General features: G+C 71.5%; 14 protein-coding genes. 6 read left to right on the plus strand and 8 right to left on the minus strand.

Features of this window, described 5'->3' with window-relative positions; all coding sequences use genetic code 11:
• The first annotated feature begins 4 nt into the window (after nucleotides 1-4).
• Nucleotides 5-1,177 (plus strand): DUF3152 domain-containing protein, encoded by a 1,173-nt coding sequence (locus tag QE370_RS11525; RefSeq protein ID WP_309634440.1) that lies wholly within the window; start codon nucleotides 5-7, stop codon nucleotides 1,175-1,177.
• Nucleotides 1,178-1,192: 15 nt separating this feature from the next.
• Here QE370_RS11525 and QE370_RS11530 read toward each other — a convergent pair whose 3' ends face one another.
• The 7 genes from QE370_RS11530 to QE370_RS11560 all read right to left on the minus strand — a co-directional run bounded on the left by QE370_RS11530 (nucleotide 1,193) and on the right by QE370_RS11560 (nucleotide 7,689).
• Complete coding sequence (locus QE370_RS11530) at nucleotides 1,193-1,471, minus strand: WhiB family transcriptional regulator (RefSeq protein ID WP_067858509.1); 279 nt, start codon at nucleotides 1,469-1,471, stop codon at nucleotides 1,193-1,195.
• Nucleotides 1,472-1,588: 117 nt separating this feature from the next.
• Nucleotides 1,589-2,821, minus strand: a complete 1,233-nt coding sequence (locus QE370_RS11535) for a cyclopropane-fatty-acyl-phospholipid synthase family protein (RefSeq protein ID WP_309634441.1) — start codon at nucleotides 2,819-2,821, stop codon at nucleotides 1,589-1,591.
• On the minus strand, nucleotides 2,818-3,636 hold the full coding sequence (locus QE370_RS11540) for a DUF1365 domain-containing protein (protein ID WP_309634442.1): 819 nt from the start codon (nucleotides 3,634-3,636) through the stop codon (nucleotides 2,818-2,820). Before QE370_RS11540 ends, QE370_RS11535 begins: the two co-directional genes overlap by 4 nt.
• Entirely contained in the window at nucleotides 3,633-4,928 is a 1,296-nt protein-coding gene (locus tag QE370_RS11545; RefSeq protein WP_309634443.1) for an FAD-dependent oxidoreductase, read from the minus strand. Before QE370_RS11545 ends, QE370_RS11540 begins: the two co-directional genes overlap by 4 nt.
• A gap of 15 nt (nucleotides 4,929-4,943) precedes the next feature.
• Complete coding sequence (locus QE370_RS11550; RefSeq protein ID WP_253023168.1) at nucleotides 4,944-5,177, minus strand: hypothetical protein; 234 nt, start codon at nucleotides 5,175-5,177, stop codon at nucleotides 4,944-4,946.
• A gap of 126 nt (nucleotides 5,178-5,303) precedes the next feature.
• Nucleotides 5,304-6,584, minus strand: a complete 1,281-nt coding sequence (locus QE370_RS11555; protein WP_309634444.1) for an acyl-CoA desaturase — start codon at nucleotides 6,582-6,584, stop codon at nucleotides 5,304-5,306.
• A 13-nt stretch (nucleotides 6,585-6,597) separates the two neighbouring features.
• Nucleotides 6,598-7,689 carry a ferredoxin reductase gene (locus QE370_RS11560; RefSeq protein ID WP_309634445.1) on the minus strand — a complete coding sequence of 364 codons (1,092 nt, stop codon included), beginning with the start codon at nucleotides 7,687-7,689 and terminating at the stop codon, nucleotides 6,598-6,600.
• Between the two features lie 160 nt (nucleotides 7,690-7,849).
• Here QE370_RS11560 and QE370_RS11565 point away from each other — a divergent pair, with 160 nt between their 5' ends.
• Nucleotides 7,850-8,509 carry a TetR family transcriptional regulator gene (locus QE370_RS11565; RefSeq protein ID WP_067858495.1) on the plus strand — a complete coding sequence of 220 codons (660 nt, stop codon included), beginning with the start codon at nucleotides 7,850-7,852 and terminating at the stop codon, nucleotides 8,507-8,509.
• A gap of 823 nt (nucleotides 8,510-9,332) precedes the next feature.
• A complete protein-coding gene (locus QE370_RS11570) occupies nucleotides 9,333-9,905 on the plus strand; it encodes a hypothetical protein (protein ID WP_309634446.1) in 573 nt (190 codons plus the stop codon).
• Nucleotides 9,906-9,908: 3 nt separating this feature from the next.
• Here the strand turns inward: QE370_RS11570 and QE370_RS11575 are convergent, their stop codons facing one another.
• Nucleotides 9,909-10,331: an SRPBCC family protein gene (locus tag QE370_RS11575; RefSeq protein WP_253023175.1), complete on the minus strand. Its 423-nt coding sequence runs from the start codon at nucleotides 10,329-10,331 to the stop codon at nucleotides 9,909-9,911.
• Nucleotides 10,332-10,533: 202 nt separating this feature from the next.
• Between QE370_RS11575 and QE370_RS11580 the strand changes: the two genes are divergently transcribed.
• The 3 genes from QE370_RS11580 (at nucleotide 10,534) to QE370_RS11590 (ending at nucleotide 11,859) form a co-directional block, all read left to right on the plus strand.
• On the plus strand, nucleotides 10,534-11,070 hold the full coding sequence (locus QE370_RS11580) for a hypothetical protein (RefSeq protein ID WP_309634447.1): 537 nt from the start codon (nucleotides 10,534-10,536) through the stop codon (nucleotides 11,068-11,070).
• A gap of 73 nt (nucleotides 11,071-11,143) precedes the next feature.
• Nucleotides 11,144-11,362 (plus strand): hypothetical protein, encoded by a 219-nt coding sequence (locus tag QE370_RS11585; protein ID WP_067858483.1) that lies wholly within the window; start codon nucleotides 11,144-11,146, stop codon nucleotides 11,360-11,362.
• Nucleotides 11,363-11,376: 14 nt separating this feature from the next.
• Nucleotides 11,377-11,859, plus strand: a complete 483-nt coding sequence (locus tag QE370_RS11590; protein ID WP_309634448.1) for a GAF domain-containing protein — start codon at nucleotides 11,377-11,379, stop codon at nucleotides 11,857-11,859.
• Nucleotide 11,860: the final 1 nt, after the last annotated feature.

Here is an 11,860-nt window from a genome sequence, read left to right on the forward strand (position 1 = left end):
CGCGATGACGTCGACCGGACCGATCCTCCGCCGCGGTCGACGCGCCTCGTCCCTCGTGACGAGCACGGTCCTGGCCGTCGGGCTGCTCGTCGCCGCCGGCCCCGCGTCGGCCGACGAGCCGACCCCGACCGAGCCGACCCCGACCGAGCCGACCCCCGCCGCAGTGCAGGTCGTCGAGGCACCCGCGGTCACGGGCACCGCACGCTACGGGTCCACGCTGACCTCGACGAACGGACGCTACGAGCCCGGGACCGCGCAGGTCAGCCGTCAGTGGCTGCGTGACGGTGCCCCCATCCGGGGTGCGACGGCTGCCACGTACCGGCTCGTGGGGGCCGACGTGGGCCGACGCGTCGCGGTTCGCGTGGTCGCCAGCGCCGACGGCCTCGAGCCCGCCAGCACGACCACCGGTCCTACGGCCGCAGTCGCCCCGGCGCCGCTCACGGTGCGGACCGCCCCTCGGATCTCCGGCACCCGACGCTACGGCCAGGTGCTCCAGGCGTCGGCCGGACGCTGGAGCAGCAGCGGCCTGACGAAGCGCTACCAGTGGTACCGCGACCGCACCGTCATCCGGGGCGCCACGCAGCGTCGGTACGCCATCGCACCGGCCGACGTGGGCCACCGGCTCCGCGTGCGCGTGACGGTCTCGAAGGCCTACCACCGCACGTCCTCGGCCACCGCCGTGACCGCACCGGTGCGTCACCGCCGCGACGCGCGCCGCACCCTCACCTACTCCGTCCGCTCCGACGGTGCGCGGGGCGGCCTCGCCACCTTCCGTCGCCAGGCGGCGGAGACGCTCGCCGACGCGCGCGGCTGGCCGGGAGCCGGCGTCCGGTTCCGCGAGGTGCGCTCGGGCGGCGACTTCACGCTCGTGCTCGCGCGGGCCTCGCGCCTCACGTCGTACTCCACGGAGTGCAGCGTGCTCTACAGCTGCCGGGTCGGCCGGAACGTGATCATCAACGAGGACCGGTGGGTGCACACCACGCGCGTGTGGCGGTCGGCCAGGGGATCGGTGCGCGACTACCGGCACATGGTCGTCAACCACGAGGTCGGCCACTTCCTCGGACGCGGGCACCTCGGCTGCCCGGGTCGGGGTCAGGCGGCGCCGATCATGCAGCAGCAGTCGAAGGGGCTGCACGGTTGCCGAGTCAACCCGTGGCCGCGCCGCGACGAGCTCTGAGCGGGTCGGCCCAGCTCAACCGGCATCGCGCAGCAGGTGCTCGCGCTCGGTCTGGTTGAGCCCGCCCCACACGCCGAACGGCTCACGCACCGTGAGGGCGTGGTCGAGGCACTCGGCCACCACGGGGCAGCGCGCGCAGAGCGCCTTCGCCACCGCCTCGCGGCTGCGTCGACGCGGACCACGCTCTGTCTCGGGGGAGAAGAACGTCTCCGGATCCACACCGCGACACGCTCCGCGGTGCTGCCACTCGTAGGACTCCTGGATCGGGTCCGGGAGTCGGCTGGTGCTCGCCATGGCCCCTCCTGTTCGACGTGACGGACGATCCCGTCACCAGGAGTTCGACGCCGCGTCGTCTACGGATGGGTCGCATCCGTCACACCGGCCCCAGGGGGCACGGGTCGGGTCCACCGGTCAGGCAGGGCGCTCCATGCGCAGCTGGAACACGTCGATGTAGCCCACGCCGAAGCCGGCCTCGCAGTACGCGAGGTAGAACTCCCAGAGCCGACGGAAGGTCTCGTCGAACCCGAAGGTCGCGATCTCCTCCCAGCTCGCCTCGAACCGCTCGCGCCACAGACGCAGCGTCTGCGCGTAGTCCTGCCCGAGGCTGCGCCGGTCGGTCACCACGAGCCCGTGGGTGTGCGCGGCGAGGGTCTCGTCGATCGCCTCGAGCGACGGGATCAGGCCGCCCGGGAAGATGTACTTCTGGATCCAGCCGTAGGAGTTGCGCGTCGCGAGGTAGCGGTGGTGCGCCATCGTGATGGCCTGGATCGAGACGCGGCCCCCGGGGGCGAGCACCTCGTCGATCTTGGCGAAGTACGTCGGCCAGTACTCCTCGCCGACGGCCTCGATCATCTCGCAGCTCACGACGGCGTCGAACTCGCCGGTGACGTCACGGTAGTCCTGCAGGCGCAGCTCGATGCGGTCGGCGACGCCGGCCGCCTCGAACCGCTCCTGGGCCAGGGCGGCCTGCTCCGAGGAGATGGTGATCGTGACGACCTGCGCGCCGCGCTGCGCGGCGCGGATCGCGAGCGAGCCCCAGCCGCTGCCGATCTCGAGGACCCGCGTGCCCTCGGTGACGCCCGCCTGGTCGAGGATGCCGTCGAGCTTGCGGTACTGCGCCTGCTCCAGCGACTCCTCCGGGGACGCGAACCAGGCAGAGGAGTACGTCATCGTGGGGTCGAGGAAGCGTTCGAAGAGGTCGTTGGAGAGGTCGTAGTGTCGCTCGATGTTCGAGCGCGACCCCTCCTTGGTGTTGCGCTCGTGCTGCGGCAGCTGCCGGTCGACGAGGCCGCGCAGCTTCTGCAGCGACGGGGGCACGATGGTCGTCAGCCGCTCCGCAAAGGGCGTGAGCAGGTCGGCGAGGTCGGTGCCGGGACCGGTGGTCCAGTCGCCGGCCATGTAGGCCTCGCCGAAGCCGATCTTGGTGTCGTGGCCGAGCCGGCTGAAGAAGGCGGCCGGACGGCGCACCTCCATCTCGGGTGCGCCGGGCTCGCCGGCTCCCCACACGGTGCCGTCGGGGAACGTCAGGCGCACGGGCGTGCGCGACACGGCCGGGCGGAGGATCGCCTTGGCGACGCGCGCCTTGAACGGGGTGCGCGGGGTCTGCGCGATGCCGGGCCAGCGGGTGGCGAGTACGTCGGTCATCGGGTCGTGCCTTCCTGGGGTTCGTGATGCGGTCGCGGGACGACCGGGAGTCGGCGCAGCCAGAGCCACACACCGTGGATTCGGATCAGCAGGCTGGTCCGATGGGTCATGAGGGGCATCGTCACGAGGAGCCGCACCAGCCGACGTCGTGTGGCGGGCAGCGGCCGGCCGCGGAACGTCGCCGTGAACACGGCCTCGTCGGGACGCGAGGCGGGGGAGCCCTCGTCGGAGGGCGACTGGCGCAGGACGACGGTGCTCGCGACGACGTCGGGCTGCAGCCGGAACTGCAGGTCGTACCGTCCGGCCACGGTGAAGAACGGCGAGACGTAGAACGCCTTCTCCGAGGCGGTGCGGCCCTTCTCGTCGGGCTGCAGCAGGTACGCGTGCCGCTCGCCGTAGGTGTTGTGCACCTCCGCGACGATCGTCTCGGTGCGCTCGCCGTCGAGGATCCAGAAGACCGAGAGCGGGTCGAACACGTGACCCAGCGTGCGGGCGTTCGCGAGCATGACGATCCGGCGGCCGGTGACGTCGAGGCCCTGCGCCCGGCAGAACGTCTCGATGTTCTCGCGCAGCGAGCGGTCGGGGTCGCCGATGTGGTCGGCGGCGCGGAACGTCGAGAACGGGCGCAGCCAGCGCGGCATCCGCGGGAGGTCGTCGACGTCGACCAGCCACTGGTAGACGCGGTAGCGGAAGCGGTGCCGCAGCGGCACGCGTCGGGTATGGGCGACGTCGCCGACCACGAGCGCGGGCAGCACCGGCAGACGACGCTGCTCCGTCCCGCCCGTCGTGGTGCGCTCGACGTCGGCGGCCGTCACCAGGTCGCTCCGAGCGACCGGGCGGCCTCGACGCCCGAGCGACAGCCGTCCTCGTGGAACCCCCAGCCGTGGTAGGCGCCGGCGAAGGCGGTGCGACCGTCGGAGAGCGTGGGCAGCTCGCGCTGGGCCGCGACGGAGGCCGGCGTGTAGACCGGGTGCGTGTACTGCATCGTGGCGATCACCGTCGTCGGGTCGACGCGGTCACTGGAGTTCAGGCTCACGAGGTACGGGCGGCTGCTCTCGATGCCCTGCAGGAGGTTCATCCAGTAGGTCACGTCGGTCGCCTCGCCGCGGCCCTCGCAGGAGTCCATGCGGTAGTTCCACGACGCGCGGGCGCCCTCGGCCTCCGGGAGCACGCTGGCGTCCTGGTGCAGGACCGTCTCGTTGCGGGAGTACTCGAACGCGCCCAGGACGCGGCGCTCGTCGTCGGTGGCATCGGTGAGCAGCGCGAGGGCGTCGTCGGCGTGCGTGGCGATCACGACCGAGTCGACGACGTGCTCCTGACCGGACGCGTCGAGCACGACCACGCCGTCGGGCTTGCGGGAGACGGCGCGGACCGCGGTGGAGGCGCGCACGTCGCCGATCGCCTCGACCACCTTGCGGGTGTAGGCGTTCGAGCCGCCCTGCACCGTGAACCACTGGGGCGAGCCCGTGACGGACAGGAAGCCGTGGTGGCGCAGGAAGGCGAACAGGTAGCGCGCGGGGTACTGCAGCGCGGTGTCCTGGCCGGACGACCAGACGCAGGCCACGACCGGGATCGCGTAGTGCGCCACGAAGTGGCCGGAGAAGCCGTGCAGGCGCAGGAAGTCGCCGTACGTCTGCGGCTCGGCGTCGTCGGGCTCGCTCTCCAGCAGCGCCAGGGCGGCGCGCTGGAAGCGCTTCACCGACGTGAGCAGGCGCAGGTAGGTGGGGTCGACGATGCGGCGGCGCTGCGCGAACAGGCCGGGCAGCTTGCGGCCGCCCGCGTACTCCAGGCCGCAGCCGTCGCAGTGGATGCTCATCGACATCTCGGTGGGGTGCACGGCGACGTCGAGCTCGGCGAACAGCCGACGCAGCAGCGGGTACGTCCGGTCGTTGTGCACGATGAAGCCGCTGTCGACGTGGTGCGTCGTCCCGTCAGCCTCGACGTCGTGCGTGTGGGCGTGGCCGCCGATGCGGTCGTCGGCCTCGAAGAGCGTGACGTCGTGGGTCGTGCGCAGCACGTAGGCGGCGGTCAGGCCGGAGACGCCGGACCCGATGACGGCGACCCGGGGGCGGTCGCTGCCGGTCGCGGACGTCGAAGAGGTGGTCATGTGAGGGATTCGCCCTCACCGGTCCTGCGGATGGGTGGGTGTGACGCGATCGGTGGGATCGGGGTCCTCACCGGCCCGCTTGCTGGCCTCGGTGATCTCGAACAGCTCCGTCCCGAAGGCGCCGAGCTCGGTCGTGACCCGGCGCGCGGTGTCGAAGAGGATCGCGCTGATCCGACCGCCGGTCGTGATCGCGGCCTCCACGCCCTGCTGGACGGCGTCCTTGGCGATCTCTCGGCGGCTCAGCGCCATGGCCGTCTCCTCGGGGTCGTGCGGTCGGTCGGCAGGCACCATTGTGGCGCACCGCGCGGTGCGTGCACACCGACGCCCCGGGGCTGGACCGGGGCGTCGGCGGGGTCGTGCTGGGGCAGCGACGTGTCAGGCGGCGATGTTCTCGCGCTCGGCCTGGGCCGCGGCAGCAGCCTCGCGCTTGGCGCGACGCAGCGCCTTCGACTCCGGGCTCTTGCCCTGCTTGTACGGGTCGTCGGGCTTGCGGGCGTACGACGCCAGCTGACGGGCGACGCTCGCGAGCTGCTTGCTCAGCCGACCGCTGTTGTACTGCAGGCCGTGGCGCTCGCAGATCGCGCGGATCTCCTGCGCGACCTCGGGGTAGCGGCGGGCCGGGATGTCCGGGAACAGGTGGTGCTCGATCTGGTGGCTCAGGTTGCCGCTGAGCACGTGGAACGTCCGGCTGCCGCTGATGTTCGCCGACCCGAGCAGCTGGCGCAGGTACCACTGGCCGCGCGACTCGTTCTCGGCGTCCTCCTCGGCGAACGTCTGCACCTCGGCCGGGAAGTGGCCGCAGAAGATGATGAGGAAGGTCCAGATGTTGCGGATCAGGTTGGCGGCGAAGTTCGCGCCCATGACGGCCAGCGGGGCCCACCAGCCGACGAACGGCACGAGCGCGAGCGCGATGGCGGGGTAGGCGACGTAGTCCTTCACGACCTGGCGGCGGGCCTTGCGGGCCGCGCGGCTCTTGCGGTCGCGGAACTCCTTCTTGGTCATCTTGCCGCCGAGGTACTCGTCGAGCTCGAGGCCGTGGTACATCACGCCCCACTCGAAGAACAGCATCAGGGCGAACGCGAGCGGCAGGTTGAACCGGTGGTTCGGGTACCAGGGCTGGTCGTCGTCGATCCGCAGCAGGCCGTAGCCGATGTCGCGGTCCTTGCCGTGGATGTTCGTGTACGTGTGGTGGATGTAGTTGTGGCCGTGCTTCCAGTCCTGGGCGGGGGCCACGTTGTCCCACTCGTAGCGCTTGCCGTCGACCAGCGGGTCGTTCATCCAGTCGTACTGGCCGTGCATGACGTTGTGGCCGATCTCCATGTTCTCGAGGATCTTGGAGAGGCCGAGGAACACGATGCCGGCGACGAACGTCGGCCAGAAGAACGGCGTGAGGATGCCGATGCGGCCCAGCACCTCGCACACCTGCTGCACGCGGATGACGCGGCGGATGTAGTCGGCGTCGGCCTGGCCGAGCGAGTCGAGCGTCTTCTGGCGGATGCCGTCGAGCTCCTCGCCGAAGCGCTCGAGCTCCTCGTAGCTCATGTACTCGAGCCCGATGGTCGACTGCTTGGTGCGGTCGGTGCCCACGAGAGGTGCGGGCGCCTCGTTGTGGTCCGACGCGCTGTAGGGCGCGATGGGGGTGCGCTTGCGAGACATGGAACTCCCTTTCCTAGAGTGCGACGCTGACGTCGCCGACAGGGACCTGGACGCAGACCTTGATGGTCTCGTCGGTGTTGGCGCCGACCTCGCCGGTGACGACGTGGCGGACGGCGCCGCTGAGCTTCTTGACGGCACAGGTGTTGCAGACGCCCATCCGGCAGCCGTACTCGGGCGCCAGGCCCGCGGCCTCGGCCTGCTCGAGGATGGTGGCGCCGGAGTTCTCGGCGGTCGTGCCCGAGGCGTCGAAGCTGAGGGTGCCCGTGGCGTCGGCGGCCGTGAGGTCGACGGAGGGCACCTTGAAGTACTCGGTGTGGAGCTGCTCGGCCGCGCCACGCTCGGCGTAGACGTCGCGGACCGCGGCGATCAGGCCGGCCGGGCCGCAGCACCAGGTGGGCGACGTCGTGGGGTCGACGTCGAGGTGGTCGAGGTGGTCGGCCGTGAACCGTCCCTCGAGGGCGGCGCCCGCCTCGGGCTCGCGCGTGTAGACGCGGTGGACGACGGCGCCCGGAAGCTCCTCGGCGAGCCGGTCGAGCTCGGGCGTGAACATCTCGTCCTCGCGCGAGCGGGCGTAGTGCAGGAACGTGACGCGTCCGCGGTGGCCGCGGTCGCGCAGCGTGCGTGCCATCGACATGACCGGCGTGATGCCGGAGCCTCCGCTCAGCAGCACGAGGTCGTCGGGCACGTCGTCCGGGAGCACGAACTCGCCCTCGGCCTGGGAGAGGTAGACGATGGTGCGCGGCTGGAGCTCGCGGTGCAGGAACTGGGAGACGTAGCCGTCGGGGTGGGCCTTCACCGAGACGCTGAAGGTGCCGTCGCGCCGGGCGCGGGAGCTGGACACCGAGAACACGCGCACCTTGCGGGTGCCGTCGACCTCGATGCCGAACTGCACGTGCTGGCCGGGGACGAATCCCTTCCACGCGCCGTTGGGCCGCAGGACGACCGTGCTGGCGGCGCCGGTCTCGCGTCGTACCTCGACGACCCGGGCGCGGACGGCGTCGACCGTGAGCATCGGGTGCAGCTGGTCGAGGTAGTGGTCGACCGAGTGCGGCGAGGTCAGGGACGCGACGGCTCGCGACGAGAGTGCGGTGCGGACGAGGCCCATCGCGTGTCTCCTTCGGTCGGCGAGTAGTTCAGTGCACGAGCGTACACTCAAAGTGTGGCGCGATGAAGCAGGCCGCGGCAAGACGCGCCGGTCGTGACGTCCGGCACGCGAACACGTGTTCACCGAGTGGGGTGGGGTCGCGGGCCACTAGACTCCCCACGTGTCCGGAAGTCCGTCGCCGTCCGCTGCGCGCGCCGACACGTCGCGTCAGGCTCAGAAGGAGCGGACGCGCGAGGCGATCCTCGCGGCCGCCCTCGAGCTCAGCCAGACCCAGGGCTTCGCCCAGACCAGCCTGCGCCAGGTCGCACGGCAGGCGGGCGTCGTGCCCACCGCCTTCTACCGCCACTTCGCCGCGATGGACGAGCTCGGCCTGGCCCTCGTCGAGCAGTCGTTCGGCACCCTGCGCGCCATGATCCGCGACGCGCAGCGCGACCCCGAGACCTTCGCCGACATCATCGACGCCTCCGCCGAGATCCTCGTCCGCGTCGTCAAGCAGAACAAGGCCCACTTCGGCTTCGTCGCCCGCGAGCGCAACAGCGGCTCCGAGGCCGTCCGCCAGGCCATCCAGCGCGAGCTCGAGCTGTTCATCTCCGAGCTCGCCGTCGTGCTCGCCCGCCTCCCGCACCTCGACACGTGGTCGGCCGAGGACGTCAAGCTCGCGTCGGGCCTCTTCGTCCGCAACATGGTCTACCGCGCGGAGCAGGTCGTGCAGATGCCCGACGGCCGCCCCGACCTGGAGGAGGAGATCAAGCGCAAGGCTCGCCGCGAGATGCGCCTCATCGTCCTTGGCTTCGAGAAGTGGGACAGCCACTCGGGGTGACGTGCTGACGGTGGTGGTGCGCTGACTGCGGTCGGTCTCGTCGTGCTGGTGCGCTGTCTGCGGGGGTCGTGACCTTGCTGGTGCGCCGTCTCGGCCTTCGCTGGGTCTGGTCTCCGAAAGGGCCTCGACCGGTTGGCTGGCGGGCGCGCTGGTCCGGGGTCTCGGGCTGTGGGTTGGTGCTGGGGGACGCACGATGCTGCGTTCATGCGCTGGAGGCCAAGGCTTCTGCGTTGGCGACGGGATCCCGTCGCCAACGCAGAAGCGATCGAGCTCGAACGCTCGAATGAAGCATCGTGGGTGCCCTTTGCGTTGGGGTGACGCGAGATTCTCCCTTCTCGTGGACCGTTCCACACGAAGGGAGAATCCCTACCGCGCCCCGCCCCCTATCGGTGGATCTGCAACCGCAGAAACGCTCCTGCGGTTGCAGATCCACCGATGAGGACGCGCCGACCAAGAACGGTGGCGCGAAAACGCAGAAACGAAGAATCGTGCCTCACCCACGAGCCCGAGCCAGACCCCGAGACCCGGAAGCAGCCCCAGACCCGCCGCCGGTCGAGGCCCTCTCGGAGGCCAACCCCAGCGGAAGCCGAGGCAGCGCACCAGCAAGCACAGACCCCCTGCGGCAGCGCACCAACAGGACGAGATCCCCCTGCGGCAGCGCACCAGCAGGTCGAGGTTCCCCTGCGGCAGCGGACCAGCAGGTCGAGACCCCCGCAGGCGCCGCACCAACAAGGTCCCGACCCCGCAGCCGGCGCAGCAGCAGATGGCTTCCCGCCAGTGCTAGCGTGGACGCACTACCACGCAATCCGATGGAGGGGTCCCGATGGACGAGCTCGGTGCGCTGCTGGACGAGGTCACGCGCGACCACGCGGTGGGTGTCACGGACGACGGTGAGCGTCTCGTGGCGATGCGGGTGGCGGAGGAGTGGTCGGTGGGGGTGCGGCTGCACCGCGAGGGGAATCACCGACAGTGGGCGATGCGCGAGCTCGTCGTCCGGCGCGGCGCGGGAGACCGGTCGTTCCAGGGCGCCGACGTGCGCGACCTGCCGCTCGGGGCGGTCGTCTCCGAGGCCCGACGGCTCGCGACCCGCAGTGTCGACCCGGGCAGCGAGCCGCGGACCACCGTGGGTCGGCTGCTGGAGGAGCGGTCGGGCCGGCTCGGCCGCGACGACCTCGCGATAGCCGCCGTGGCGCTCGAGTACACACGGCTCGTCGAGCAGGGCGAGCGGGCACCGGCCAAGCGCATGGCGGAGCGGCACGGCGGCAGCGCCGGGACCTGGACGAACCGGGTCGCCGAGGCCCGACGACGCGGCTACCTCACCGCGGTAGGGCGTGGCGAGGCCGGCGGGGCGCTGACGTCGACCGCCCGCGTCCTGCTCGACCTCGACGTCGGCTGACGGTCAGGCCGACGCGCTCGACACTGCGGCGACCTCGGCCGCCTGGCGCTCGTGGGCGGCGGTGGCGAGCCGGTCGAGGGCGAGCTTGAAGACGTCGTCGCCCAGCTGGTCCTCGAGCAGGTGGATGATGCCGGGGTCGGACTCGAACTCCGCCGACCACTCGACGTGGCAGGTGGTGTCGGAGAACGCCTGCACCTGCACGCTCGCGCGGTCGTTCGTGATGGGGAACGGCGGCTCGGGCATCGTGTAGGTGAGGGTGCGGGTCTCGTCGTCCTGGCTCTGCACGCTGACGACGATGTCGGCGTCCGCCTCGGGGCCCCCGGAGTAGATGCTCAGCCGCGGATGCCACTGGGCGAAGTCCTGGAGGAGCTCCCACACGAGGTCGGCGGGGGCGGCGACGAAGGTCCTGCGGATGATGCGGCTCATACGTGCTTTCCGGTCGTCGGTCGAGGGGGTGGACCCATCCAACAGGTCGCGCCAGGGTCTGGGCCCACCGGGGTAGCAGGATTCTGCCAGCCCAGGGCGCACGGCGTCGCGGGGCGGGGCGGTCGATCACCGTCGCGGTCGGTGTCCAGGAGGCAGGCCGCGCGGGTGCCCTAGGCTCGACGTGCCTCGAAGGGAGAAGCCGATGTCCGACCGCCCGACGCCCACCGTGTCGCGGCAGCGTCTGACGAGCGTGGCGCTGTCGGTCGCCGGTCTCGTCGTCCTCGTCGCCGGGCTGCTCCTGCCGTGGTCACGTCTCGAGGTGCTCCTCGTCCCCATGGCGCTGGGCCTGGTGGCGCTCGCGCTCGCGCTCCGGGAACCAGCAGCAGCCGCTCGACCGGGCCGCGTCGCCGCCGTCGTGCTCTCCGCGTTGTCGATCCTCGGCCCGGTCGCCACCGTCGCCGTCGTGCTGGCCGTCGACGCCCTGGGCACCTCCTCGTCGTACACGCTCACGGTCGACTCGCCCGAACCTGTCGACGTGATCGTCAGGAAGGACGCCGAGCAGGAGCGTGCGCGGTGGGACAGGGGGGACTCGATCACGTTCTCCTCGAGGGCGTCGGTCGTCGGAATCGACGCGCGGGCGGCGACCCCCACCACGGTGGTCTCGTGCGAGATCCGGCGCGACGGCAGGATCGTCGCGTCCGCGCAGCGCGCCGGGTCGGTCGACTGCAGCGTCCGCTAGACGCGACGCCTCTCGGCAGCCGTCGCAGTCCGATCGGGATGCGGATCGGCCGGTCTTGCGTAGCGTCACCGTCATGACTGATCTGACTCCCGAGAAGCTGGAAGCGATCCAGAACGTCGTCGACCGCGTCGGCGCCTACCAGGACGGTGCGCCCGAGGGGACCGTCGAGACCGAGCTGCGCAAGGGCCTCGACGAGGCTGACGTGAGCCTCGAGGACGCGCACGTGACCGCCCTGGCCGAGGCCATCGAGTCGGCCGACGGCGACGTCGACGCCTCCTCGGTGCTCGGCTGACGGACCGACCCACGATGGTCGTCGTCCTGCGGGCGCCGCTGCGCTCGCGGGACGACGACGTCGACCACGCCGCAGCCGTCGCGCACGCGCTGCGGCGTGGTCTCGTCGGCGTCGGCGGCCGGTTGCCGGAGCCGCCGGCGGACCTCGACGACGCGGTCGCGCAGGTCGCGAGACGTCACGGCGACCGCACGGCCGCACGGCTCGGTCGCTTCGCGGCGGTCGACCGAGGCGCGTTCGCCTGGACCCGCGACGTCTCGGGGGAGCTGTGGCTCGGTCGGGTGACCGGGAGCTGGCGCTTCGACCCGTCGGCCGACGCGGCGACGTTCGACCTCCAGCACGTCCGCGAGTGCCGCTGGCTCGACGACCCGGTGCCGTGGCCGGAGGTGCCGGCCGCGGTGCACGCGACCTTCGAGCGGGGCGGGCGCAACCTGCAGCGCGTCCACGACGTCGGGGCGGAGGCCGGCTCGCAGCTCCTGTGGGAGCGCTACGGACGCTGAG

Source organism: Aeromicrobium sp. SORGH_AS_0981 (assembly GCF_031453195.1).
Classification (GTDB): Bacteria; Actinomycetota; Actinomycetes; order Propionibacteriales; family Nocardioidaceae; genus Aeromicrobium.

Excerpts from the sequence above, each read along its gene's own strand:
- QE370_RS11525 (WP_309634440.1), top strand. The coding sequence starts at position 5 with ATGACGTCGACCGGACCGATCCTCCGCCGCGGTCGACGCGCCTCGTCC.
- QE370_RS11530 (WP_067858509.1), bottom strand. The coding sequence starts at position 1,471 with ATGGCGAGCACCAGCCGACTCCCGGACCCGATCCAGGAGTCCTACGAG.
- QE370_RS11535 (WP_309634441.1), bottom strand. The coding sequence starts at position 2,821 with ATGACCGACGTACTCGCCACCCGCTGGCCCGGCATCGCGCAGACCCCG.
- QE370_RS11545 (WP_309634443.1), bottom strand. The coding sequence starts at position 4,928 with ATGACCACCTCTTCGACGTCCGCGACCGGCAGCGACCGCCCCCGGGTC.
- QE370_RS11550 (WP_253023168.1), bottom strand. The coding sequence starts at position 5,177 with ATGGCGCTGAGCCGCCGAGAGATCGCCAAGGACGCCGTCCAGCAGGGC.
- QE370_RS11555 (WP_309634444.1), bottom strand. The coding sequence starts at position 6,584 with ATGTCTCGCAAGCGCACCCCCATCGCGCCCTACAGCGCGTCGGACCAC.
- QE370_RS11560 (WP_309634445.1), bottom strand. The coding sequence starts at position 7,689 with ATGGGCCTCGTCCGCACCGCACTCTCGTCGCGAGCCGTCGCGTCCCTG.
- QE370_RS11570 (WP_309634446.1), top strand. The coding sequence starts at position 9,333 with ATGGACGAGCTCGGTGCGCTGCTGGACGAGGTCACGCGCGACCACGCG.
- QE370_RS11575 (WP_253023175.1), bottom strand. The coding sequence starts at position 10,331 with ATGAGCCGCATCATCCGCAGGACCTTCGTCGCCGCCCCCGCCGACCTC.
- QE370_RS11580 (WP_309634447.1), top strand. The coding sequence starts at position 10,534 with ATGTCCGACCGCCCGACGCCCACCGTGTCGCGGCAGCGTCTGACGAGC.
- QE370_RS11585 (WP_067858483.1), top strand. The coding sequence starts at position 11,144 with ATGACTGATCTGACTCCCGAGAAGCTGGAAGCGATCCAGAACGTCGTC.
- QE370_RS11590 (WP_309634448.1), top strand. The coding sequence starts at position 11,377 with ATGGTCGTCGTCCTGCGGGCGCCGCTGCGCTCGCGGGACGACGACGTC.